Below are 23,553 nucleotides of genomic sequence, written 5' to 3' on the forward strand. Positions count from 1 at the left end.
TGATACCCAGTAACAGAAAACTCTGGACATAGAAAAACGGCGGAAGGATTTCCCTTCCGCCGTTCTCTTTATCCCGACATCGGTTTTTAATACTTGTAGCTCAGCCCCAGACGGACATAGCGCGGCTGCTGATAGCCCAGCGGCTTGCCATAGGTCGGCGAAATATTGCCCACGTCGCCGCTGGCCTCACCGAACTCGTTGAACAGAGTGACGCCCTGGAAGTCGAGCAGGTTGAAGATATCCGCCCGCATTTCCAGCGTCCCAACGGGAATCGGCAGGTCGTAGACGGCCGACACATCGATGTTCTTGATCCAGTCGCCCTTGAACGACTTGCCGCGCGGCGTCGCATGGCCACCGCAGTACCAAGCGGTGGACGTCGTATTATCGGCGCGGCCGTCTTCGAAGGGATAGTTGCCGATACAGCCGTAATGACGCGGCGACAAAACCGAGACATTATAGCCGAACCGCACATGGTCGTTGATCGCATAGGCGCCATAGGCCTTGAAGGACAGAGCATGATGGTTCGGCAGCAAGCCCTTCGAGTAGTCCATCCAGCCGGGCTGGTCGAAGTCCTGGGTCAGGCCCGTATCGCTTTGGCCATTGTCCGACTTCACCCCGCCTTCGTAATTGCCATAGGACCGCGAAATCACGACTGAGCCGCCGAACGACCACGTGCCGTCCCAGGGCCGATCCGCCGTCAAGGTCAGGGCAGCGTATGTGCGCTCGGCCTTGGGCAAACCTACGGCTTCGGGCGATATCGTCACGGTCTTACCCGCCCAGTCGCCACCAAAGTCGCCACCAAGCTCGACAATGACCGGTTTGCCGGGGTTGATCAGGACATAGCCGCTGCTGCCGAACGTGCCGCACTCGTTTTCATCGACGTCGTCGGTGTCCGGGTCGTCGAGCGGTATGCCGAGTTCCTGACAGGCTGTCGAATAGCTGAGGTCAGTGTCTTCGAGGACCGATTTAAGGTCGCGATAGGTCAGCGACGCGCCGACATTCCAGCCATTGTCAAGGCGCTTGCTGATCCCCAGAATATATTCGTCCTGGAACTGCGGTTCGATATTTTGGCTGACCAGGGTGCTGGCCTTCGGAATGGCGCCGTCTTCCAGGTTTTGCGCCAGCAGAAGCGGCCCCAGAACCGGCACCAGGGTGTCGGCGTCACGCGATGTCCAGGTATAGAAGTCCTGCTGGAAGTACTCACCGCCCGATGCCCGAATGTTGGTATTGGCGGCGATCGGAAGGTAGTAGCGGCCATAGAAGGCGGAGACCTTGGTGCTCTTGTCGCCAAAGACGTCATAGGTGGCGCCCAGGCGCGCTGCCAACTGGTTTTTCGTATGGATAAACGACTCGCCGGCCTTGTTCTTGTTGTTGAAATCCTCGTTGCGCAGGCCGATCTGCAGGTTCAGCCGGTCGGTGACATCCCACACGTCCTCGGCGTACCAGGCGGATTGCGTCGTCGTGAATGAGCCATTGTTATTGAGGTGGCGGACGCGGACGCAATTATCGGTAACCGTGCCCGTGCCGCCGCAATCCGTGCCGGCGCCGTAATAACGATAATAGACGCCGCCCGAATATTCGCTGATATTGTCCGAGCCCAGGTCTTCTTCATCGAAGCCGATCCGTGTGTGGTGCCGCCCCAGCAAATTATAATAGAAGTCGGCGTCGACGCGCTTGTTTTCACGATAGTCTTTGCCGAACGCGACCAGCAGGTTGGAATTACCGCGCACGATGTCACCGTTCAGGAATACCGCGGCCATAAGATCGTCCGTCGACAGGGTCGACTGGTTGAAGGTTGAGCGACCGTACAAGGCTGACAGGGTGAACCAGTCGGTGAACTTGCCGGTATATTTGACGATGCGATTCAGCCCCCCTTTGCCGTCGAATACCGTCACAGGATGCGACGACGCGACATCAGTCAGCACTGTCTGGTCGTCGGTGAAATATGTATATTCCAGGCGTTGACTGGGATTGAGTACGAAGTCGAGCTTGCCGCCCCAGAACGGATCGCCGGCTGTGTCGTAGCTGGTCCTGGTCACCGCACCCGTGCCGTCCGTTGTCTGTTGCGCTGCCTTCAGTTTGCGATCGTTATAGAAGGCGAAGAAGTAGATATGATCCTTGAGGATAGGACCCGACAGCCATACGCTCTCGTCTTGCGACGTCACCGGCAGGTAACCGCGCTTGGAAGTATGGTTGTTCGGATCGGGATCGGTGAAGTCGAGCGGATAAAGGGTCGATTGCGTCGCCATGCCCGCCGGTTCGTAATAAACATTGACCCCGCCATGGAAGACATTCGAGCCCGAGCGCGTGGTGGCGATGATGGCGCCGCCCGTCGACCGGCCGAATTCGGCTGGATAGCCGCCGGTCTTGACTTCAATCTGGTCGTAGAAGTCGAAGGGAACCGTCGAACCGCCCAGGAAATTGCGGAAGTTCGTAATATTCATCCCGTTGACATAATAGATGTTTTCCGCCGGCGACGATCCGGAGATCGCACCAAAGGCCGGATCCAGGCCTGAGATGGCAAAATTGTTGTTGAGTGATATTCCAGGCACCAGGTTGACGATGGACTGCAAATTGCGGCCGACCGGAACGCGCGATGCCGTCGCCTGGACGTCGACAACCTGGCCCGTGGTCGTACGGTCGAAATCGAGATTGCGACGCGCCTTGCCGCGAATGACGACTTCGGTCGTTCCGGTGTCAGCCGCTGTCGTAAAGTCATAATTCGACACGGCGCCCAGGGAAACCTGGACTGTGGCGGACGTCTTGGCGCCGTCTGCGGCGACGATTTCGATGGCGTAGCTGCCCGTCGGAATCTGGGTAAGTGAAAACTTCCCGCTCGAGTCCGTTGTGACGGTCGAGGTATAGCCGTTGTTGACGCCGGTAATGGTCACCGTTGCGCCGGCCGCCGGTGTCCCGGTCTCTGACTTGACCGTGCCGACCAGGGAGCCACTGGTCAGGTCCTGCGCCTGGACGACGGTTGGAAGCGCCGACGCCAGGGCGACAACAAGGGCTGGAACGGCGACGGCTGAAAATATCGCACCACAAAACGTCGTTGTGGCCATCAGGCCGCCGCGCAAAGATCTGTGAACCACTTCCACTCTCCGGGTTGCGTGGGTGGAGGCGCACCCACTGTTAACAATATTACCAATTAGTAATCTTGTTAGATTCCCGAGTCGCGAATCTGTCAATCTTGTGGCGAAAGATTACCGGCGTCGAGCCGTCACATTTTTGCGAATGGTGCAGTGCGAACGATTGCATCGCGCAGGGGGGCGCCCCCTACCCCAGCGAATCCGTTCCGAAGACCGCGGGCAGCAGTTCCGCCATGGTCAGGGCACGCTTCGGCCCTTGCGCGTCGCATAGCCATACACGTGTCTGCGGCGAGGCAAACTCGGCCAACTTCTGCCGGCAGCCGCCGCACGGCGCGCACAGGGCCAGCTTTTCCGCCAACACTGCGACCTCGATGATCTCCCGCGCCCCGCCCATGATCATATGGCTGATGGCGGTGGTTTCCGCACACCAGCCCTCGGGAAAGGCAACGTTTTCGATATTGCAGCCTCTATAGATCATACCATCTTCGGCGCGAATGGCGGCGCCGACGGGGAATTTCGAATAGGGCGAATGGCTTTTCGCCATGGCGGCACGCGCCGCTTCGAACAGGTCCTGGGCCAATCTGCTGCCTTCCGCTTGACGGGGCAGATCAGATTGACACCGCTTTTCATCTTTGCAAAGCGCAAAGTGAAACGTTTAAGTTCAGGGAAGGTTGGAGCCGCGAAAACCTTATTCTATATATTCCGGTGCGGCGATGCGCTTGCCCAGCAACATGGCGTCGGCGACGATGCGCAATGGCTGGAAATCGGCATCCGATGTCCCGGAATTGATCAGCCCCAGGAAGTGGGCGTACAGCCCGCTATATTCGGCTTCCTTTTCCTTGATCTTCAGGTGACCGTTGATCTCAAGCTCCGTACCGCCCAGCGACAGGACCAGCTTCTCGCCCCTGGTGCTGTCGATATAGATACTCCAGGTCTGGATGCCGGTCTGCAGGAAGTCGTATTCGGCCCGTACCGGCAGGCCGCTTTCGGTCGTCATGTCCATCTCGACCTGAATTGGCGCGTCGCAATTGACCGGGATATGCAGGTCGGCCTTTTTGACGATGATCTGCTCGGACACGATGCGTGTCAGGATCGACAGCGAATTGATGCCGGGATCGAACACGCCCATGCCGCCGGCCTCAAATATCCACTTCTGGCCCGGATGCCATTGGCGAACGTTTTCCTTCCAGACGATCCTGATTCCGCTGATCTCGTGCTCCGCCACCCACTGGCGAACGGTCTCGACCGCCGGGGCAAAGCGCGAATGCCATGACGCCAGCAACGACACGCCGCGCGCTGCCGCAAGGGCCTTGATGGCTTCCGCCTCCCCCAGAGTCGCCGCGGGCGGCTTTTCAAGGAAAACGTGACGGCCCGCAGCAATGACCTTTTTCGCAATCTCATGACGGATCTGCGGTGGCGTACAGATGGCGATCGCGTCGATCTCTCCGTGTGCAGCCAGCATGGTGTCCATGTCGGGATAGGCGGCCACACCTTCCGGCCGGGCATTGGGCGAGCAACCGGCAACCAGTTCCAGCGCCGGATTGGCGCGGATCGATGGAATATGCTGGTCGATAGCGATCTTGCCCAGGCCGATGAGACCGATCTTGAGCGGTTTGGACGCGGAGTACATGCAGAGTTTCCTTGTAGTTTATTGGCCCTGTAGTTTTTTGGCCCTGTAACTTTTTGGTGGCCTGAATTCCATAACGGAAGGTGCCAGGCTTGGCAAATTGTATGATAATAAGACGCCGGCTTTTTAGGGCTGTTCGCTCAGAGCGTAGATTCGCTCCATAGCCAGCCATTTTTCACCCTCTGCGGCAAAGGGCAAGGCCTGCTGGAATTGCCACATCAGCGTCTCCCACGCCTGGACGTCGGAACTGGCGGCATCGGCTGCGGCCTTGCCGGCGGGATCGAAGGCCGGCCCCGGCGTCAGCACCATCATCATGCGGTTGCCGACCAGGAAGATTTCCAGCGCCTCGATACCGGCGGCGCGGATCGAGGCATTAATGGCGGCGGGGACAGCGCCCGGCGCATGCCACGCCTTGTAGCGCTCGATCAGGACGGGATCGTCTTTCAGGTCCAGGGCGTAGTACAGTTTATCTGGCATTGTGCTTCCGAAATTTCCGAGGTCCCCCTGTACCTCGGGAAGGCCGACCGGCCGCCCGAGCCGTTGCGAGGTGCTCGACGACGCCTGAGCGCCTATAATGTCTGAGTATATAATGATGAAATACGCGCTTGGCAAATTTCATATTTGACGTTTTCATTCATATGTGATGTCTAATTGACCCACAAGAACAAGGGTCTTTTTCGAACCCGAAAAACAGGCCAGAAACGTAGGGAAGTATAGATGTCCTCCACGCCCGCCGAAGCCGCGCCGTCCAAGACCGCACTGTGGCCCCTCATCCTGATCACTGCATTGTTCTTTTTCTGGGGCATGGCGAACAATCTCAACGACATCCTGATCCCGCAATTCAAAAAGGCCTTCACCCTCACCGATTTTGAATCGAGCCTGGTCCAGCAACACTTCTATGCCGGCTATTTCATCATGGCTGTGCCCGCTGGCCTCCTGATGCGTCGCTACGGCTATAAGGCCGCCGTCATCACTGGCCTGATTATCTTCGCGATCGGCGCCTTTTCCTTCTATCCCGGTGCTGAAATCCGCCAATATCCCTGGCTGCTTGGCGCCCTGTTCGTCATCGCCTCGGGCCTGGCCTTTCTGGAGACCTCGGCCAATCCGCTGATAACCATTCTGGGCGACGAAAAACACGCCGCCTTTCGCCTGAATCTCGCCCAGGCCTTTAATCCCCTGGGTTCGCTGGCCGGTATCTGGATTGGCAAGACCTTTATCCTGTCAGGCATCGAAAAGCTCAACACTACCGCCGATTTCGTCCGCGAAAGCAAGGCCGTGCAGATGCCGTACCTGGTCATCGGCGCTGTCGTCCTGGCCTGGGCCCTGCTGGTCGCCCTGTCGAAATTCCCCGCCGCCGCCACTTCCAGCGCCGCCGAGGCCGAAGCCGAAAAAACCAGCATCTGGGGCCTGTTCAAGCACAAGCACTTTCTGGCCGGCGTCGTAGCGCAGTTCTTCTATGTCGGCGCCCAGGTCGGAATATGGAGTTACACCATCCGCTATGCCCAGGCGGAAATCGGCATTACCGACAAGGACGCCGCCGAGTATGTCTTTGCCGCCCTCGTCGCCTTCGCTGTTGGCCGTTTCGCCGGCACCGCCCTGATGCGGGTCGTTGCTCCGTCGCGCCTGCTGGGCCTGTTCGCCGTCATCAATATCGCCCTCACCGGCTATGCTGCGGTCATCGGTGGCCAATACGGCCTCTACGCCCTGGTGGCCTCCAGCTTCTTCATGTCGATCATGTTCCCGACCATCTTCGCCACCTCGGTGCGCGGCCTGGGTCCTCTGACCAAGATGGGCGCCTCGCTGCTGGTCATGAGCATTATCGGCGGCGCCGTCCTCACCGCCATCATGGGCAAGATCTCCGACCTGTCGCAGATCAAGACGGCCATCTTCGTTCCGCTGGTCTGTTTCGCCGTCATCGCCCTCTACGGACTTGGTTCTAAAAAAGAAGACTTGGGCTCAAAGAAGGACGAGACCGACATCGACATGGCAAGGGGGCACTAGGTGGTCATCGACGCCCATCAGCACCTTTGGCAGATCGGGCGCAATGACCTGTCGTGGCCGACCCCGGACCTCGACGCCATCCATCGCGACTTCATGCCGGCCGACCTGCGCGAGGCAACGGAAGGTCTTGGTATCTCCGGCACGGTCCTCGTCCAGTCGCAGCCGTCGGAAACCGACACCTCGTGGCTGATGCTGCTGGCCCGCGCCGAGCCGCTGATCCAGGCCGTGGTCGGCTGGACCGACCTTCTGGCTCCGTCAGCCCCCCAGCGTATCGCCTGGCTGGCCCGCCAGCCCAAGCTGAAGGGCCTGCGTCCAATGTTGCAAGGCCTGGACGACGACTGGATCCTGCAGGAGGCTGTCCAGCCCGCTCTTGCCGCCATGTCCGCCCACGGCCTGCGCTTTGACGCCCTGGTATATTCCCGCCATCTGCCGGCCATCGACCGGTTGGCTCAGACCTACCCCGACATGTCCATCATCATCGACCATGGTGCCAAACCGCCGATTTCCAGACCCAAAGAGGGCGCCGCCTGGCGCAAGGCGATCAGCCATATCGCCCGCCACCCCAATGTGACGTGCAAACTCTCCGGCCTGTTGACGGAAACAGCCGCCAATCAGGACGCCTCCAGCGTCCTGCCCTATGTCGATCACCTGTTCGACTGTTTCGGGCCCGACAGGCTGATGTGGGGCTCCGACTGGCCGGTCGTCCTGCTGAAAGACAGCTATCGCGCATGGTTCGACTGGACCCAGGGCTGGCTGAGCGCTAAGGACACAAGGACTCGTGACGCCATTCTCGGTGGCACGGCGCGGTTGATCTACGAATTGCCCCATAACTATGAAAACTAATTTTGACATGGCTTCCGCCTCCGACAAGACCAACAGCAAATATCGTGCGCCGGCACTGGAAAAGGGCCTCGATGTCCTGGAACTGCTGGCCCATGCCAAGCAACCCATGACCCTGTCGCAGATTTCGCAGCAACTCGACCGCTCGGTCAGCGAACTGTTCCGCATGGTCCAGGTCCTGGAGTCGCGGGGCTATGTTGGCGCCTCGCCACGCGGCGACGGCTTCGAATTGACAAACAAGCTGTTTTCGCTCGGCATTTCGCGTGGCCCCAGCCAGAACCTGCTGGCCAGCGCCCTGCCCCTTATGCAGACCTTGAGCGACGCCACACGCCAGGCCTGCCACCTGACGATCGCTTCGGACGACCGCATGGTGGTCATTGCGCGTATCGAAGCGCCGGGCGACCTTGGTTTTTCGGTTCGCGTCGGCTACCAGAGACCCCTGATCCACTCGACCTCGGGCGTTGTTCTCTACAGCTTCCAGAAGGCCAAGATCCGTGACCAGTGGCGCGCCGTGCTGAAGGCCGGCGCTACGGCGGACGAGTGGCGCAACTTCGAAAGCCACGCCGAAAAGGCGCTGGCCCAGGGCCACTTCACCTCGCCGTCGGAATATATCGACGGCATTACCGACCTGTCGTGTCCGGTGATGAACGACGTGACCACCGTGGCGGCCCTGACCATGCCCTATATCCATGTCCATGACGGTGTCATGCTCGACGAGGCCCTGGCGCGTCTGAAGACGACGGCCAGGACTCTCAGCAAATCCCTGGGCGGACCAGGCTAGAGCGAAATGACTTTAGGTAGAATCGTCATTTCGCTCTAACTTTTTGTTTTGTCGCGCAATTTAACCGAAAAGTGGCAACCACTTTATCGGATTGCGCTTTAGACCCCGGTTAATCCAGGTCTTTCCATGCCGGCAAACGATGCTTGCGCGCGCTCCATGCGAAATAGAGCGCGAAGATCGGACCGAACAACACGCCGACCGGCAGGAAGACGATCCACCAATGGAGGACTGTCTGCCAGGCAATGGTCGTCCCGCCCAACGCGGCCATGAGCACTTCCATGCCCAGCCGAATCACCCCGACCGCGATGATAAACCAGACGCTCGTCAGAAGGGCATTGGCAACGTAGCCCGCAAAATGCGGTGGCGGCACATTCAACCCCAATACCCACATCAAGCGGTAAAGCGGTGGCGCGTAATAGCTGCGTTTGATACCCGCAGCCTCCAGGACTGCCTCCGCGGCACGGCGTTTTTCCTTGAAGCTCATTGTCCCTCTCCTCTTGCTGTTGCTTCCGGTCCCAGGTCGAAGACCCTGGCCGGTCCCAGATCGAAACCGTATTTTCCGCTGGCCAGGTGCAGTTCGAAATCCGACTCGCCAATGCCGTAGTCCTGTGGCGCGACGCCGCGCACCCGATAAATTGTCCAGACGCCGCCAACCCGCCACGTCGCTTTGCCGATCGGGCTCCAGCCCCAGCGCGTCGACTGTGTCAGGCCGTTAATCTCCGCACCGCCAGGCGCATCACTCCGCAACCAGACCTGTGCCTCGATCACATCGCCGCGCTTCACCGGTTTGAGGTGGGCAACCCAGACGCGGGTATCCCAGCGTTCATGGCCCCTGTACGGCACCTCGATGTGCCAGTATTCGCCCCCGGGCAGGCGGGCATCCCGGCGCAATTCGCGTTTGAGCTCGGGCCTACCCGCGGTCGCCGCAAAGTTCCAGGTCCGCACGTTCGGTGCGTTGAGCAGGTTCCCCGGTACCGAGGCCGCCAGCCGTGCATTGCTGGCATAGACCGGCTCCAGCGCAGCACGCGCCAAGCCGAAGCTCAAAGCCGCCCCCACGGCGTAGATCATGATCGACCGCACCAGCAACGCGCCAAACCGCCGGTCGGTTTCCGACCTTCCAGCCCACAGGCAGGCATAGAGGGCATATAGTTGCATAACGACGACGCCCACGATCAGCAGGACGACAGTCGGCGGGAACGGCATGTTGGCGATATCGGCCATCAGCAGATACTGGGAGGCAGCGATCAGGGCATACAGCACGACCACGTAAAGTCCGGCTTCCAGCCGCCGCGCCCTGTTGCCGCCCTGCGCGGCGACAAAGGTTTCCCGCCGCCGCACAACATTAATCATGGCAGCGAGCACGACGCCGACCGCCAGGGCGAACACCCCGCCACGTACAGCCAAGAGGTTGGCCGACAGCAGGGCTTCGCGGAACGCACCGACATAGCGCAGCGCGAACGCGACAACCAACAGAGCGGCAATAGCCAGCGCCCAGCCGTTGACGAAGTCCCATGCCCGTCGCGGCTTCAACTGCGTGGTTCGCGTCGCCGATGCAGGAATACGCATATAAATGTCACGATAGCCTCGCCACATATAGACGCCCAGCAAAACGGCCAAAACGGGCATGGGTATGACCAGCATCTCTGCCGGGCTGGACCACGACAGCGGTGGAATGGCGAGGACGAACAGGCCAATCAGTTGCGCCAGACCGGCGCCCGCCGAGATGAACAGGAACAACCGGCGCAACGGGCGGGCGGTAGACGGCGCACCATGGTCCGAGACCCAGGCCGGGTTGCGATTAAGAAAGGCCTGCTCGCCCAGCCGGATGGCCTGGGGTGCGGCTATGCCATACAGCAGCAGGACCTGGCCAAAGGCCAGGGCGTAAAGGATCAGGGCATAGATCATGACTCAGGACTTTCCGTCCCTGGCGACCAGCCCCGCCTGCATCGCCGCACCGAAGGCCTTCTCGACCTCTCCGGCCGATAGTCCCTTGTCGAGAAAGCCGCTTACCATGTCGCGCATCTGCAGCATCAGGTCCTGTTGCTGGCGCGCAGCGATCTGTTCGACAGCCTCCGAACGCACAAAGGTACCCTTGCGTCCGGCGGTCAGGATGACGCGGTTCATTTCCAGGATCTTGAAGGCGCGCGCCACCGTATTCGGGTTCAAATCCAGGTCGTCGGCAAGTTGCCGGATTGAAGGCAGCGGCGTCCCCGGCGGCAATTGCCCAGCAGCCACCAGGCTCTCGACCTGGCGTACGATCTGCTCGTAGACCGGCTCGGCACTGGCTGTATCGATGGACAGTTCCATTTTCGCCCCCATTTGTACCATTACGAAATAGTACAATACAATACGTAAAGCGGGTTGGCAAGAGCCAAACTCATATGCCCTTGCTTGACAGGCCACAGACCGTCGTTAGGGTCGAGAGCCAGAATCGCGACGGACCCGTCCCATGCATCCAATGCAATTGTTCGAACTGGTGATCGCCACCCTGCTGGCGATTATCGCGCTGCACTTTGCCGCGCGTAGGCTGGGCTTGCCGCCATCCGTGGCGCTGATTACCGGCGGCGCCCTGCTCGCCTTCCTGCCGGGACTGCCGGTGATTTCGCTCGATCCCGGCCTGGTGCTGGTGGTATTCCTGCCACCCCTGCTGATGGACGCCGCCTGGTTCATCCCCCTGGCCGGGTTGCACCGGCACAAGATCGGCGTGGCGTCTCTGGCCATAGGTGCAGTGATCTTTACAACCATCGTCGTCGCGGTCGTTGCCCATATGCTCCTTCCGACCCTGCCTTGGGCCGCCTGCGCCGCCCTGGGCGCCATTGTGTCACCACCCGACGCCATCTCCGCCCGGGCCGTCCTGCAAAGCGTCCGCCTGCCGCGCCGCCTGTCGATCCTGCTCGAAGGCGAAAGCCTGCTCAACGACGCCAGCGGTCTGGTCCTCTTCCGCTTTGCCATCGCGGCCGCCGTTACCGGAACCTTCAGCGCCGGCGAGGCCGTGGGCAGCTTTCTGTTCCTGGCCATCGGCGGGGCGCTGGTCGGCGCCGTCATAGGCGCAGCCTGGGTTCTCCTGGTACGGCGCCTCGGCGACGAATATCTGATGATCGCCGCGTCGATCCTGACGCCGTGGGCATCGTACCTGCTTGCCGAAACCTGTCATGTGTCGGGCGTCATTGCCACCGTGACGGCCGGGCTGATCTGCGGCTGGAATCAGCACACGGTTTTCAACGCCGCCGTGCGCATGCGTGGCACCGCGTTCTGGACCGTGATGATTTTCCTGATGGAGGCTATGGTCTTCATGCTGATCGGCTCCTCGTTACGCGGCGTGGTCGAACGGGTCGGTGGCTTCGGCATCATCATCCAGCAGATGGGAGGACCTGTCCTGCTCATTTTGCTGGCCCTGACACTGGCGCGCTTTGCCTGGGTCTTCGGTTCCGACGGTATCGCCCTCATACTCAAACGCCTCGGCGCCAAACGGATTACCCCGCTGGGGGCACGCGGTGACATGGTGTTGAGCTGGGCCGGCATGCGCGGCGTGGTCACCCTGGCCGTCGCCCTCAGCGTCCCCGAAGGCTTTCCCGGCCGTGATTTCATTCTGGTGACGGCGTTTACCGTCATCCTGGGCACCGTCCTGATCCAGGGCATGACGCTCGGGCGTGTGATCGCCTGGGCGCAACTGAAAGAACCGGAAGCCGAAGCGCCAAAACTGACCATGTCCGCGGCTGAGGCGGCGATGGCTCTGGTTCAGTTCGAGATAGTGAAGCAGCACGCCTACGATGGCGATGGGACGTTGATCCACCCGCGCCTGTTCGATCGCTATCAGCGCAAGGCGACGATGATCACCGACTATGTCGGCCAGGAAGATCACTTCGCGCCCATGCTGCACGCCCATTTCGACCTGGTGCTGAAAGCCGTGGCGGCCGGCCGCGCCGAGCTTATTCGCCTGCACCGCGCCGGCGACATCGACGAAGAGACGCTCCATGAGCTGGAGCGCGACCTCGATCTCGAGGAGTTGAGCGCGATCTCGGCGAAATCGTGACGGTATGAAAACCCTGGCAGGCCAGAAAGAAACGGTGCCCATCGCTCCCCCACAATCTCTGCGCGTCAAAAACCAGCCTCCTTGCGCTGACGGTCCTTATTTTGTCTTGATTATGGCCGGACGGCTTGTTATCCATTTCATCTATAATAATTATTTCAGACTTGAACTTCTCAGCGACGAAACGCGTACCAGTGACATCCGACCTACAACCTGATCGCAGACGAATCGGCACGACGCCGGTGACGGTCACCACCCTCGGTTTCGGCGCCGCAGGGATTGGTAATCTGTACCGCACGGTCAGCGACGCCAACGCGGCCGACGCCCTTGCCGCCGCCTTCGCCGCCGGTATCGGCTATGTCGACACCGCGCCGCACTACGGCCAGGGCCTGTCGGAACGCCGGGTCGGCACCGCCCTGCACGACGGAATCCTTGTCTCGTCCAAGGTCGGCCGCGTCCTCGAACCCATCCCCGTCCCGCCGCTGGGTACCGAACGCCATGGCTTTGTCGACGGTGACCCGTTCGAGCCCCATTACGACTACTCCTATGACGGCGTCATGCGGTCGTTTGGTGACAGCCTGAAACGCCTCGGCCGCGACCATCTCGACATCGCGCTGGTCCACGATCTCGGCCGCGCCACCCACGGCGACGCGGCGGACGGTCATATGCGCGCCTTCCTCGATGGCGGCTATCGCGCCCTGGCCGAGCTTCAGAGCTCGGGCCAGGTCAGCGCCATCGGTCTCGGCGTCAATGAGTGTCAGGTGGCCGCCGACGTCATGCGCCACGCCGATATCGACACTGTCCTGCTGGCCGGCCGCTATACCTTGCTGGAACAGGCCTCACTCGACGCGTTCCTGCCCGACTGCCAGCGCCGCGGCGTCTCGATCATCCTTGGCGGGCCGTTCAATTCCGGCATACTGGTCGGCGATATCCACTACAATTACGATGTGGCGCCGCCCGAGGTGGTTGCGCGTGTCCGTGCCCTGCAAGCGGTCTGCGACGCCCACGAGGTTGCCCTGGCTGCAGCCGCCCTGCAATTCCCCCTCGCCCATCCGGCGGTCGCCTGCGTCATCCCGGGTATGGTGTCGCGCGCCCAGGTCGAGACCAATATGGCGCTGTTCCGCACGCCCATCCCGCCCGCCCTGTGGGACGACCTGAAGAACGAAGGCCTGCTTCACGCCCAGGCGCCCGTTCCGGCCCACAGTGTCAACGCCCATCTGACGCCAAACGGGGTCCTGTCATGAATTTCGGCCCCTTCATCCTGCTGCACAACGACGACAATGTTCTCGTTTGCCGCGAACATGCCGTTGCCGGCCAGTCGGTGACCTTCGACGATGCCGCGGTCACCTTGTCCGCCGACATCACCGTCGGCCACAAGATCGCGCGTTACGACCTGAACCCCGGTGACAAGGTGATCAAGTACGGCGCCCCCATCGGATCGATGACCCAGCTTGCCCGGCGCGGCGACCACGTCCATATGCACAACATGAAAAGCGACTACATCTCCAGCCATACGCGCGAGGCCACAGGCCATGCGTAGTATTCCCAATGCCTGGCTCCGGCCCGACGGCCGAAAGGGCATCCGCAACGTCATCGCGGTTGCCTATCTGGTCGAATGCGCCCACCACGTCGCCCGGCGCATCGTCAACACGATCGACGACAGCGACGTGCAGCTGATCGGCTTTCCCGGCTGCTACCCGAACCAGTATGCCTACGGCATGATGGAACGGCTGTGCACCCATCCCAATGTCGGCGGCGTGGTGCTGGTCTCGCTCGGCTGCGAGGCCTTCAATCGCGAAGCTCTGAGGACACATGTCATAGCCTCCGGCCGGCCCATCGAAACCTATGTCATCCAGAACGAAGGTGGCACACTGGAGACCATCCGCAAGGGTGTCGAGGCGGTGCGCCGAATCCAGACCCTGGCCAACCAGACGCCGCGCGGCGATATGGACGTTTCCGAATTGATCATAGGGACGATCTGCGGCGGGTCTGACGGCACATCGGGCATTACCGCCAATCCGGCGGTCGGACGCGCTTTCGATACGCTGGGCGCAGCTGGTGCTGCCTGTATCTTCGAAGAGACAGGCGAACTGGTCGGTTGCGAAACCATCATGGCGTCGCGCGCCATTACGCCGGAGCTGGGCGCCGAGCTCGAAGCCTGCGTTCAGAAGGCCGAGACCTACTACACCGTCATGGGTTATGGCTCGTTCGCGCCGGGCAATGCCGAAGGCGGCCTGACGACCCAGGAAGAAAAATCGATGGGCGCCTATTCCAAGTCGGGCTCGGCGCCGATTTGCGGCATCCTCAAGCCGGGTGACATTCCACCGTCGGGTGGTCTCTACCTGCTCGATGTCGTGCCGGATGGCGAGCCGCGCTTCGGCTTCCCCAATATTTCCGACAATGCCGAAATTGTCGAAATGATCGCCTGCGGCGCCCACATTACCCTGTTCACCACCGGCCGCGGCAGCGTCGTCGGCTCGGCGATTTCGCCTGTCATCAAGGTGTGCGCCAATCCGGAAACCTACCGCAAGATGGCGGGCGACATGGATATAGATGCGGGCCGTATCATGGAAGGCCGCGCCACCCTGGACCAGGTCGGCGAGGAAATCACCGACCTGGTATTACGCGTCGCGGCAGGTGAAAAATCACTGAGCGAAGAGATGGGGCACCAGGAGTTCATCCTGACCTACAAGACCTTCGAGCCGGTCGGCCCCGCCTGCCTGCCGCTGCGTCAGATTTCAACCAGATAACCTGCCGCGGAGCGGCCCCAAGATCGCGAGTTTTACACAGATGTCACAGATTTCACAGATGAGTTAGATCAAAGGTGTGTCGTGCCGCTAACACGAAGACCCTGACATCTGTGACATCTGTGACATCTGTGTAAAACCTGCTGCCTTTCGGCTTGATCATGGTTTCAATTCATGGAGACACAAATGGGCCGACTGACCGGCAAGACCGCATTGATCACCGCCGCTGGCCAGGGCATAGGCCGCGCGACCGCAGAGCGCTTCCTCGAGGAAGGCGCCACCGTCATTGCGACCGACATCAAATCGGACCTGATCGAAACGCTCGAAGGCGCCACTGCCCGCGCACTGGACGTCACCAATCCGGAAGCCGTCGCCGCCATTGCTGCCGAATTTCCGGAAGTGAACGTCCTCTATAACTGCGCCGGCTATGTCCACGCCGGCACCATTCTCGACTGCGACGAAGACGCCTGGCAGTTTTCGCTGAACCTCAATGTCACGGCGCAATACCGTATGATCCGCGCCTTCCTGCCCGGCATGCTGGCGCTCGGCGGCGGCTCCATTATCAACATGTCGTCGATCGCCTCGTCGATCAAAGGCATCCCCAACCGCTTTGCCTATGGCGCCACCAAGGCTGCCGTCGTCGGCCTGACCAAGGCGGTTGCAGCCGACTTCGTGACCAAGGGGATTCGGTGCAACGCCATCTGCCCTGGCACGGTCGAGACCCCGTCCCTGTTGCAGCGTCTGCGTGATACCGGCGATTTCGATAAGGCCTATTCTGAATTCACGGCCCGCCAGGCCATGGGCCGTTTCGGCAGGGTCGCTGAACTGGCCAACCTTGCCCTGTATCTGGCGTCCGACGAATCGAGCTTCACGACAGGCCAGACCCATATTATCGATGGCGGCTGGATTAATTAAAGAAGAAGTTTATCCACCGATTACACCGATTTCACAGATTATTTGTGCTTGCCGGCAGTCCTGTATTGGCCAGAACAGGACGGATCGCGAAGCGATCATTTCAGGGTTTCTGCAAACCGATCCGGACAGCCCTCCGATAATCTGTGTAATCTGTGTAATCGGTGGATAAAACCTTCTTAACCGCAGTCTCACGCCAGCGCGATATCCATCCACACCATGCTGGTTTCGCCCGCCTTCAGGCACTTCAGCCCCGAATTGGGTTGGTTGAACGGATCGGGCATATGGTTGACCGGTTCTGGACAGAAAAAATCGCCATCCAGCGGCGCGAAGATATGCAGCCACTTGCAGTCAGGTGACGCGCGTAGCGTATGGGTCAGGCGCTCGCCTTCGTAGATTTCGGCCCGACCGCCGAAGCCGGTATAGCAGTGGTCGATCGTCACCTCATGATCGACGAGATCTCCCTTGGTCCAGTTCTTGCGCAGCACGCCGGCGTGCCATGATACAGGCAGGCCGTCGTCATCCGCTCGCCAGATACCATCGACCGTGGCCTTCAGCCGTGTCTGGCGCGTCCGGTTGAAAAAGGGATGGAAACCCAGCCCCGCGGGCATGGTCATTTTGGAATTGTTTTTGACGCTGAGATAACAGCGCAAGCCCCCCGGGCGCAGTTCGTAGACCAACACCGCCTCATAGTCCCACGGCCATTCATCGGCATAGTGGGTGTAGGACAGCACAGCCCGCGCACTCTGAGATTCCACGACCTTCCATGGCTTGCGCCAGCCCTGGCCGTGCATGGTATGAGGATGGCCGTTGCCGAGATTGGGCGCCAGTTTGATCTTGTGGCCTTCGAACACGAACGCGCCGTCCCGTATGCGGTTGCAGAACGGTACCAGCGGAAAACCTGTGGTTTGCGGAGCATCTGTCGCGTCGGCCACGGCCGGCCGCATGACGTCCTGGTCTTTGTGAACAAAGCGCCACAGGCTACCCGCCACTTCGGGACATATATCGAGAAAGGTATCGGAGGCACTTAAGCGTAGCATCGTCATTTATATTTATCCGCTTAAGGAAAAGGGCGGACCCCCGAGGGATCCGCCCGATCAGTCGTCAGGCCTAGTGCTTCTTCCAGAAGCCTTCGATAGCCTCCAGGCTCTTGCCCTTGGTTTCCGGAACGAACTTCCAGACGAACAACGCCGCCAGAACGGAACAGGCCGCGTAGACGTAGTAGTTCAGGCCGTGATTGAACAGCGCATTGATGGCCGTGTCACCGTCAACGACCTTGAAGGACGCTGTCACGATGTAGTTGGACAGCCATTGCGCCGCCACGGCAACAGCCATGGCCGGGCCTTTGATCGAGTTCGGGAACATTTCCGACAGCAGCACCCACACAACCGGACCCCACGACAGGGCGAAGCCGGCGATATAGAAGATGGCGGCGTACAGCAGCATCGAACCTTCGGTATGGTTCTGGAACATATAGCCCAGCGCCAGCATCGACACCGCCATCATGATAGCGCCCAGGATCAGCAGAGGCTTGCGGCCCCAGCGATCGACGGTAAACAGCGCGACAACGGTGAAGGCCACGTTGGCGATCCCAACGATGACGGTCTGCAGCAGCGCCGTATCGGTGCCCGAACCCATGTTTTTGAACATCAGCGGGGCATAGTAGAGTACGGCGTTGATGCCGACGAACTGCTGGAAGACCGACAGCATGACACCGACGAGGATCACGCCGACGCCGAACGAAAACAACTTGCCGGAGTGACCGACCAGGCTGTCCTTGATTTCGGCCATGGTCGCCTTGGCGGTCGGTTCGTCGTCGAGCGAGGTCAGCAGCTTCATGGCCTTTTCCTCATGGCCCTTCATGACATACCAACGCGGCGTGTCGGGCATGAAGAAGGCGGCCAGGAAGAACAGGCTGGCCGGAATGGCGGCCGAGGCCAGCATCCAGCGCCAGCCGGTCGACAGCACCCAGGCGTCGTCGCCGAGTTCGCCGATCTTCAGATTAACGAAATAAACCAGCAACATACCGCCGACGATGGCGATTTGCTGGAAGGCCACAAGCAAGCCACGCTGCCTGGCAGGCGCGATTTCAGCAATATACATCGGCGAAATCAGCGACGCCATGCCGATAGCGATGCCGCCCATGAAGCGATAGGCCATGAACGGCGTCAGCGCTTCGGGTCCCATGCTGCCGACCGCGCCCAGGCCCAGTTCCGGATAGCCAGCCATGATGGACGAGATGAAGAAAAGGACGGCGGCGATCATCATGCCGCTGCGGCGGCCGATGGCCGTCGCCAGCGGGCCGGCGATCAGCGAACCGAGGAAACAGCCCCACAGCGCGATGCCGACGGCGTTTCCGGTCATGGCGTTGCGCGCCAGTTCACTCATATCGGCGCGTGGCGCCACGAAGTTATGGTCGATGGCTTCGACCGCGCCGGAAATGACGGCGGTGTCGTAACCGAACAATAGCCCGCCCAGAGCCGCGCCAATGGCGAGCCCCATGACCAGACCCATGTTCACGGTCTTTGATGTTGAGGACATCCTCTACTCCCTTGAAGTCGGGCCTGCTGCCCATTCCCAAATCTGTTCACAGCACCGTATTTTTTTATCGCCCTGCGCTTGGGGGTGCCTGTACGGAACCTTAATGTTTTGAGTCTTTTTAAGCAAGTGTAACTGTTGCAAATGGCTATATTTTAAAAGGCTTTGCGCAGGAAATTCGCCTGAAAGCGGCGTCATTTACCGTTAACCGTGTTATCGCTACCAATGACGCGGTGCAGCAGCCCCGCCGCCGGGCTTGACTGCGGTTCACGGTGACACGTGTAATCGTAAGGGCGAAGCTGCTCGCGTGCCGGATGTGCAGGTGCGAGACCGCACCGTCTCCCGTAGCCCTGTATTTTTTTGCTTCGTCAGCGCCCCAATTGGGCTCTATATCGAGATAATATGACAAATGGAGGCGGGCATGACGGGCATTGGTGGAACGGATCGGCGTAATCTGTTGGCGGGAATGGCCGGCTTTCTGACCCTGGCCTCGCCGGCAGCGGCCACATCATTGCGCAACCGCATCCGAGTGCTGATCGTGGATGGCGCCAGCAATCACGACTGGCAGATGACCACGCGTCTCGTCCGCGCCATACTGGAACCCACGGGCCTGTTCGACGTCGCGGTTTCGACCTCGCCGCCGAGCCGGGAGGCGCCCGGCTGGGACCAGTGGCGCCCGCGTTTCGCCGACTACGACGCCGTTGTCCAGACCTATAACGATATTGGTGGCGGCGCGCCGTGGCCCGAAGCGGTCAGGTCCGATTTCGAATCCTATGTCCGCAATGGCGGCGGAGTCTACGTCCTGCATTCGGGCAACAACGCCTTTCCCGACTGGCCGGCCTATAACGACATCATCGGCCTGGGCTGGCGACCGAAAACCTACGGCACCGCCGTCTATGTCGACGAACAGGAAAAAATAAAAACAATTCCTCCCGGTGACGGCGATCAGACGGGGCACGGCCCGCGCTCCGATGCCGTCGTCCACCGCCTCGGTCATCACCCCGTGCACCGGAATTTTCCGCGCGCCTGGAAGACCGCGGATGTCGAACTGTACCGCTATGCGCGCGGCCCCGCGCGTCACCTCAGTGTCCTGTCCTACGCCTTCGAACCCGCGACCGGCAAGAACTGGCCCATGGAATGGACGGTCAACTACGGACGCGGACGAGTCTACATCGCCAATTACGGCCATGTCTGGAAAGGCGACGTCCAGCCCGTCACGCTGCGCAGCGCCGACGTCCAAACCATCCTGGTCCGCGCCCTGCAATGGCTGAGCCGCCACCCCGTCAGCTATCCGATGCCGGCCGATTTTCCGACAGCCGAGGCCATATCCATTCGTCCGGAACTGCCGCTCGCCTGAATCAGTGCCCGACTCAGTGATTGTGCCGGGGCATCTTGTCGGCAATACGGGTATATTTCAGCGCCGGTTCCATGACCGCACCCGTATGCAGCTGTGAGACCGTATCGCGATAGATTTCCTGCCACGGCGTCATGCTCTCCGGAATCGGCGGCAGGCCGTCCAGCTTGCGTTTTTCGATCTCTTCCGGCGCGACCAGCATGTCGCAGGCGCCGGTATTGAGGTCGATGCGGATGATGTCGCCGGTCCGGAGATAAGCCAGGCCGCCGCCCGCCGCGCTTTCGGGCGAGGCATTGAGGATCGACGGGCTGTCCGATGTGCCCGACTGGCGGCCGTCACCCAGGGTCGGCAGGGAGGTAATGCCACGCTTCAGCAACGCGTCGGGCGGCTGCATATTGACCACCTCGGCCGAACCCGGCCAGCCGATCGGCCCGGAACCGCGAATGACCAGGATGGTGTTTTCGTCGATGTTCAGCGCCGGATCGTTGAGCCGGTTATGATAATCGGTCGATCCATCAAACACAACGGCCTTGCCTTCGAAGATGTTCTCGCGGCCGGGCTGGCTGAGATAGCGCGTGCGGAACTCTTCCGAAATCACCGAGGTCTTCATGATGGCAAAATCAAACAGATTGCCTTTCAGGACCAGGAAGCCGGCGCGCTCCATCATCGGTTCGGCTACCGTTCGGATCATTTCGCGATCCTTCGAAGCCTTGCCGGCATTGTTCTCGGCAATGGTCTTGCCGGTGATGGTTTTCGCCGTGCCGTCGATGCGGTTGGCGACCAGCAGTTCATGCAGGATGGCTGGCACGCCCCCTGCCCTGTGGAAACGCTCACCGAGATATTTGCCGGCCGGCTGCATGTTGAGGATCAACGGAATGTCATAGGCTGCCATCCAGTCGGCATCGGTCAGTTCAACGCCGGCGTGGCGCGCCATGGCGACGATGTGTGGCTGGGCATTGGTCGACCCACCGATGGCGGCAACCGCGGCGATGGCATTGAGGAAGCTGGCCTTGGTCAGGATCTTGGAGGGCTTCAGGTCTTCATAGGCCATTTCGACGATGCGCACGCCGGTCAGATAGGCCATTTGGCCGCGTTCACGATAGGGCGCCGGAATGGCCGAGCAACCGGGCAGGCTCAGGCCCATGGTCTCGGCAACCGCGTTCATGGTCGAGGCCGTGCCCATGGTGTTGCAGTGACCGGCCGACGGCGCCGAGGCACACGCCATGTCGAGGAATTCCTCTTCGGTGATTTCGCCGGCGCCAAGCTTGCGCCGGGCGCGCCAGATCACCGTGCCGGACCCGACCAGGTCGCCGTCGTGCCAGCCGTCCAGCATGGGACCGCCTGACAGGACAATGGCCGGGATGTCGACAGCGGTCGCCGCCATGATGCCGGCCGGCGTCGTCTTGTCGCAGCCGGTGGTCAGCACCACGGCGTCAAGCGGATAGCCGTGCAGGATTTCGATCAAGGTCATCATCGACAGATTGCGGTCGATGGCAGCGGTCGGACGGCGGCAGTTTTCGAAGATCGGATGGACCGGGAACTCCATGCAGATGCCGCCGGCGTCACGAATGCCATCACGCGTACGCTTGGCCAGTTCGACATGGATGCGGTTGCACGGCGCCAGGTCGCTGCCGGATTGAGCAAAGCCGATGATCGGCCGGCCCGAGCGCAGTTCCTGCGGCGTAATTCCATAATTCATGAAACGTTCGAGATACAACGCGGCCATGTCGATATGTCCGGGCGCCTCGAACCATTCCTGCGAGCGGAAACGGCCGTTAGGGGTAGCTGGCTTGCGGGTCTCAGACATGGATCATCTCGTTCTGGGGCTGGCCGGGACTATCGACATAGAAGCGAAACAGACCGCCGGCCAGCGGCTGTTTTTTGATATCATCGGGCGACAAACCCTTGGCGGCCGTGGTGGCATAGACTGTCTTCAGGTCGCTGTCACCAAACGCGATCTTGGTCACGTTGGAAACGGGCAGCGACACCTTGCGGATCAGCCTGCCATCGGGAGCATAGCAGTTGACACCCCAGCCGAAGAACAGGCCGACCCAGACATTGCCGGCGGCATCGACAAGGGGGCCGTCCATATAGCCTTCGCCATGTTCTCCGGCTTTGCCGTTTTCATCAAGCTGCGCGAACAGCCGCTTGTTGGAAATATGGCCGTCGTCACTGAGGTCAAAGGCATAGATATGCTTTTTCAGCGTGTCGTTATGATAGAGGGTCTTGCCGTCGGGACTGACGCAGGGCCCGTTGGTTATGACATAGTCATCATCCATGACATGCAGGCCGCGTGCGTCGTAGCGGTACAGCTTGCCGGTCGGGGCCGTCTCGTCGTCGTCCATCGAACCGAACCACAGCCGGCCGTGATGATCGACAAATCCATCGTTGAGCCGGTTGGTCGGCAGGCCTGGCTCGACCTGCATCAAGAGCTCGAAATGACCGGTTTTGGGTTCGAAGTCATACAGCCCGGTCTTGCAGCCGACGATAAAGCCGCCGCGCTTTTTGGGCGCCAGGAAGCCGCACGGCGACGGTGCGTGGAAGACCTGGTGCGAGCCGATATGGACGTCGTAGCGCAGGACTTCGCTGCGCTTGATATCGACGAACCAGATGGCGTGATCCTTGGCCGACCATACAGGGCCTTCGCCCAGGGTGGCCTTGCGATCCCAGACACAGACGGGTTTAAACAACTCGGTCATATCTATACCCCTGCCCCGAAGTGACCCCTCCGTCGGCTACGCCGACACCTCCCCATGCTTCGCACAGGGAGGAGGGAGTTTACGATAATCACCCTCCTCCCCGTCGCAGCGAAGCGGAGATGGGGAGGTGTCGGCCTAGCCGACGGAGGGGTCTCTTATCGCGAATTACCGCCAGCCGGCGTCGATCCAATAGCCGTGACCAGTGCACAGGGCAGCATCGTCAGAGGCCAGGAACAGCGCCAGCGAGGCCACATGCTGCGGCTCGATCCGGCCCTTCAGGCACTGGGCATCGACGATCTGCTTCTCACCTTCCGGCGTGTACCACTTCATCTGACGCGGCGTTTTCACATTTCCGGGAAGGATGGTGGTGACGCGGATATTGTCGGGTCCCAGTTCGCGGGCCAAGGCGCGCGTCATGCCTTCGATGCCGGCCTTAGCCGTTTCGTAAAGCACCAGGTCCGGCAAGCCAAGATGCCACGAAATCGAGCCGAAATTGATGATCGACCCGCCGCCGGCCGCCTTCATGCCCGGCACAACGGCCTTGGCGCAGAACAGCAGGTGCTTGAGATTGACCGCGATGCGGTTATCAAAATAGGCTTCGGTGACGTCTTCCAGGCGGTGACGGTCGTCATTGGCGGCATTGTTGAGCAGCACGTCGACCGGGCCGATCTTCGCCAGGGTCGCTTCCAGCGCCGGGATATCGGTCAGATCGCAGCGATAGAAGGTCGCCGCTCCTGGTTCCAGAGTCGACGAAACCGCATCGGCGAGGTCGATGAAGTGGACAATCGCGCCCTGGCGCACAAAGGCCGCCACGAGGCCAGCGCCGATACCGGAGCCTCCGCCGGTGATCAACACCTTGCGCCCCTTGAGACTAGGATAGATGGCTGACGACATACTGTGACTACTTTCGTTTTTTATGTTCGGGAAGGCTTTAC

The 23,553-nt window shown here is 60.7% G+C and carries 21 protein-coding genes; 9 read left to right on the forward strand and 12 right to left on the reverse strand.

Annotated features, from left to right (window positions below; genetic code table 11):
- Window positions 1-86 precede the first annotated feature (86 nt).
- The 4 genes from AC1DXO_RS08845 to AC1DXO_RS08860 all read right to left on the reverse strand — a co-directional run bounded on the left by AC1DXO_RS08845 (window position 87) and on the right by AC1DXO_RS08860 (window position 5,193).
- A complete protein-coding gene (locus tag AC1DXO_RS08845) occupies window positions 87-3,092 on the reverse strand; it encodes a TonB-dependent receptor (RefSeq protein ID WP_476977761.1) in 3,006 nt (1,001 codons plus the stop codon).
- A gap of 184 nt (window positions 3,093-3,276) precedes the next feature.
- Complete coding sequence (locus AC1DXO_RS08850) at window positions 3,277-3,696, reverse strand: cytidine deaminase (RefSeq protein WP_476977971.1); 420 nt, start codon at window positions 3,694-3,696, stop codon at window positions 3,277-3,279.
- 81 nt (window positions 3,697-3,777) lie between these two features.
- A complete protein-coding gene (locus AC1DXO_RS08855; RefSeq protein WP_476977762.1) occupies window positions 3,778-4,719 on the reverse strand; it encodes a Gfo/Idh/MocA family protein in 942 nt (313 codons plus the stop codon).
- Between the two features lie 123 nt (window positions 4,720-4,842).
- On the reverse strand, window positions 4,843-5,193 hold the full coding sequence (locus AC1DXO_RS08860) for an L-rhamnose mutarotase (RefSeq protein ID WP_476977763.1): 351 nt from the start codon (window positions 5,191-5,193) through the stop codon (window positions 4,843-4,845).
- A gap of 240 nt (window positions 5,194-5,433) precedes the next feature.
- Between AC1DXO_RS08860 and fucP the strand changes: the two genes are divergently transcribed.
- The 3 genes from fucP to AC1DXO_RS08875 are packed head-to-tail and all read left to right on the forward strand — an operon-like array spanning window position 5,434 to window position 8,338.
- A complete protein-coding gene (fucP, locus tag AC1DXO_RS08865) occupies window positions 5,434-6,717 on the forward strand; it encodes an L-fucose:H+ symporter permease (RefSeq protein ID WP_476977764.1) in 1,284 nt (427 codons plus the stop codon).
- Window positions 6,718-7,560 carry an amidohydrolase family protein gene (locus AC1DXO_RS08870; RefSeq protein ID WP_476977765.1) on the forward strand — a complete coding sequence of 281 codons (843 nt, stop codon included), beginning with the start codon at window positions 6,718-6,720 and terminating at the stop codon, window positions 7,558-7,560.
- A gap of 7 nt (window positions 7,561-7,567) precedes the next feature.
- On the forward strand, window positions 7,568-8,338 hold the full coding sequence (locus tag AC1DXO_RS08875; protein ID WP_476977766.1) for an IclR family transcriptional regulator: 771 nt from the start codon (window positions 7,568-7,570) through the stop codon (window positions 8,336-8,338).
- 109 nt (window positions 8,339-8,447) lie between these two features.
- Here AC1DXO_RS08875 and AC1DXO_RS08880 read toward each other — a convergent pair whose 3' ends face one another.
- Genes AC1DXO_RS08880 through AC1DXO_RS08890 form a run of 3 tightly spaced genes read right to left on the reverse strand, consistent with a single transcriptional unit; the run spans window position 8,448 to window position 10,645 of the window.
- Complete coding sequence (locus AC1DXO_RS08880; RefSeq protein WP_476977767.1) at window positions 8,448-8,822, reverse strand: DUF6404 family protein; 375 nt, start codon at window positions 8,820-8,822, stop codon at window positions 8,448-8,450.
- On the reverse strand, window positions 8,819-10,243 hold the full coding sequence (locus AC1DXO_RS08885) for a hypothetical protein (protein WP_476977768.1): 1,425 nt from the start codon (window positions 10,241-10,243) through the stop codon (window positions 8,819-8,821). Before AC1DXO_RS08885 ends, AC1DXO_RS08880 begins: the two co-directional genes overlap by 4 nt.
- A gap of 3 nt (window positions 10,244-10,246) precedes the next feature.
- Entirely contained in the window at window positions 10,247-10,645 is a 399-nt protein-coding gene (locus AC1DXO_RS08890) for a GntR family transcriptional regulator (protein ID WP_476977769.1), read from the reverse strand.
- Window positions 10,646-10,787: 142 nt separating this feature from the next.
- Here AC1DXO_RS08890 and AC1DXO_RS08895 point away from each other — a divergent pair, with 142 nt between their 5' ends.
- The 5 genes from AC1DXO_RS08895 (at window position 10,788) to AC1DXO_RS08915 (ending at window position 16,030) form a co-directional block, all read left to right on the forward strand.
- Window positions 10,788-12,371, forward strand: coding sequence for a Na+/H+ antiporter (locus tag AC1DXO_RS08895; protein WP_476977770.1), 1,584 nt, complete (start codon window positions 10,788-10,790; stop codon window positions 12,369-12,371).
- A gap of 191 nt (window positions 12,372-12,562) precedes the next feature.
- Complete coding sequence (locus AC1DXO_RS08900; RefSeq protein WP_476977771.1) at window positions 12,563-13,612, forward strand: aldo/keto reductase; 1,050 nt, start codon at window positions 12,563-12,565, stop codon at window positions 13,610-13,612.
- On the forward strand, window positions 13,609-13,908 hold the full coding sequence (locus AC1DXO_RS08905; protein ID WP_476977772.1) for a UxaA family hydrolase: 300 nt from the start codon (window positions 13,609-13,611) through the stop codon (window positions 13,906-13,908). The genes AC1DXO_RS08900 and AC1DXO_RS08905 overlap by 4 nt, the downstream gene beginning before the upstream one ends.
- A complete protein-coding gene (locus tag AC1DXO_RS08910; RefSeq protein ID WP_476977773.1) occupies window positions 13,901-15,118 on the forward strand; it encodes a UxaA family hydrolase in 1,218 nt (405 codons plus the stop codon). The genes AC1DXO_RS08905 and AC1DXO_RS08910 overlap by 8 nt, the downstream gene beginning before the upstream one ends.
- A 183-nt stretch (window positions 15,119-15,301) precedes the next feature.
- The gene (locus AC1DXO_RS08915) at window positions 15,302-16,030 is read left to right on the forward strand and encodes an SDR family oxidoreductase (RefSeq protein ID WP_476977774.1); all 729 of its coding nucleotides are present in this window, start codon (window positions 15,302-15,304) and stop codon (window positions 16,028-16,030) included.
- 188 nt (window positions 16,031-16,218) lie between these two features.
- On the opposite strand, the gene AC1DXO_RS08920 is transcribed toward AC1DXO_RS08915, so the two are convergent.
- Complete coding sequence (locus tag AC1DXO_RS08920; protein WP_476977775.1) at window positions 16,219-17,073, reverse strand: aldose 1-epimerase; 855 nt, start codon at window positions 17,071-17,073, stop codon at window positions 16,219-16,221.
- 64 nt (window positions 17,074-17,137) lie between these two features.
- Window positions 17,138-18,568, reverse strand: coding sequence for a sugar porter family MFS transporter (locus AC1DXO_RS08925; protein ID WP_476977776.1), 1,431 nt, complete (start codon window positions 18,566-18,568; stop codon window positions 17,138-17,140).
- Between the two features lie 418 nt (window positions 18,569-18,986).
- Between AC1DXO_RS08925 and AC1DXO_RS08930 the strand changes: the two genes are divergently transcribed.
- Window positions 18,987-19,922, forward strand: a complete 936-nt coding sequence (locus AC1DXO_RS08930; RefSeq protein ID WP_476977777.1) for a ThuA domain-containing protein — start codon at window positions 18,987-18,989, stop codon at window positions 19,920-19,922.
- 13 nt (window positions 19,923-19,935) lie between these two features.
- Here AC1DXO_RS08930 and AC1DXO_RS08935 read toward each other — a convergent pair whose 3' ends face one another.
- The 3 genes from AC1DXO_RS08935 to xylB all read right to left on the reverse strand — a co-directional run bounded on the left by AC1DXO_RS08935 (window position 19,936) and on the right by xylB (window position 23,512).
- Entirely contained in the window at window positions 19,936-21,726 is a 1,791-nt protein-coding gene (locus tag AC1DXO_RS08935) for an IlvD/Edd family dehydratase (protein WP_476977778.1), read from the reverse strand.
- A complete protein-coding gene (locus AC1DXO_RS08940) occupies window positions 21,719-22,618 on the reverse strand; it encodes an SMP-30/gluconolactonase/LRE family protein (RefSeq protein WP_476977779.1) in 900 nt (299 codons plus the stop codon). Before AC1DXO_RS08940 ends, AC1DXO_RS08935 begins: the two co-directional genes overlap by 8 nt.
- Window positions 22,619-22,783: 165 nt before the next feature.
- Complete coding sequence (gene xylB / locus AC1DXO_RS08945) at window positions 22,784-23,512, reverse strand: D-xylose 1-dehydrogenase (protein ID WP_476977780.1); 729 nt, start codon at window positions 23,510-23,512, stop codon at window positions 22,784-22,786.
- Window positions 23,513-23,553: the final 41 nt, after the last annotated feature.

The organism is Asticcacaulis sp. P2_C5 (assembly GCF_056404555.1).

Coding starts and splice junctions, on each gene's coding strand:
- AC1DXO_RS08855 (WP_476977762.1), bottom strand. CDS start 4,719: ATGTACTCCGCGTCCAAACCGCTCAAGATCGGTCTCATCGGCCTGGGC.
- AC1DXO_RS08860 (WP_476977763.1), bottom strand. CDS start 5,193: ATGCCAGATAAACTGTACTACGCCCTGGACCTGAAAGACGATCCCGTC.
- fucP (WP_476977764.1), top strand. CDS start 5,434: ATGTCCTCCACGCCCGCCGAAGCCGCGCCGTCCAAGACCGCACTGTGG.
- AC1DXO_RS08875 (WP_476977766.1), top strand. CDS start 7,568: ATGGCTTCCGCCTCCGACAAGACCAACAGCAAATATCGTGCGCCGGCA.
- AC1DXO_RS08880 (WP_476977767.1), bottom strand. CDS start 8,822: ATGAGCTTCAAGGAAAAACGCCGTGCCGCGGAGGCAGTCCTGGAGGCT.
- AC1DXO_RS08885 (WP_476977768.1), bottom strand. CDS start 10,243: ATGATCTATGCCCTGATCCTTTACGCCCTGGCCTTTGGCCAGGTCCTG.
- AC1DXO_RS08890 (WP_476977769.1), bottom strand. CDS start 10,645: ATGGAACTGTCCATCGATACAGCCAGTGCCGAGCCGGTCTACGAGCAG.
- AC1DXO_RS08895 (WP_476977770.1), top strand. CDS start 10,788: ATGCATCCAATGCAATTGTTCGAACTGGTGATCGCCACCCTGCTGGCG.
- AC1DXO_RS08905 (WP_476977772.1), top strand. CDS start 13,609: ATGAATTTCGGCCCCTTCATCCTGCTGCACAACGACGACAATGTTCTC.
- AC1DXO_RS08910 (WP_476977773.1), top strand. CDS start 13,901: ATGCGTAGTATTCCCAATGCCTGGCTCCGGCCCGACGGCCGAAAGGGC.
- AC1DXO_RS08915 (WP_476977774.1), top strand. CDS start 15,302: ATGGGCCGACTGACCGGCAAGACCGCATTGATCACCGCCGCTGGCCAG.
- AC1DXO_RS08920 (WP_476977775.1), bottom strand. CDS start 17,073: ATGACGATGCTACGCTTAAGTGCCTCCGATACCTTTCTCGATATATGT.
- AC1DXO_RS08925 (WP_476977776.1), bottom strand. CDS start 18,568: ATGTCCTCAACATCAAAGACCGTGAACATGGGTCTGGTCATGGGGCTC.
- AC1DXO_RS08930 (WP_476977777.1), top strand. CDS start 18,987: ATGACGGGCATTGGTGGAACGGATCGGCGTAATCTGTTGGCGGGAATG.
- AC1DXO_RS08935 (WP_476977778.1), bottom strand. CDS start 21,726: ATGTCTGAGACCCGCAAGCCAGCTACCCCTAACGGCCGTTTCCGCTCG.
- AC1DXO_RS08940 (WP_476977779.1), bottom strand. CDS start 22,618: ATGACCGAGTTGTTTAAACCCGTCTGTGTCTGGGATCGCAAGGCCACC.
- xylB (WP_476977780.1), bottom strand. CDS start 23,512: ATGTCGTCAGCCATCTATCCTAGTCTCAAGGGGCGCAAGGTGTTGATC.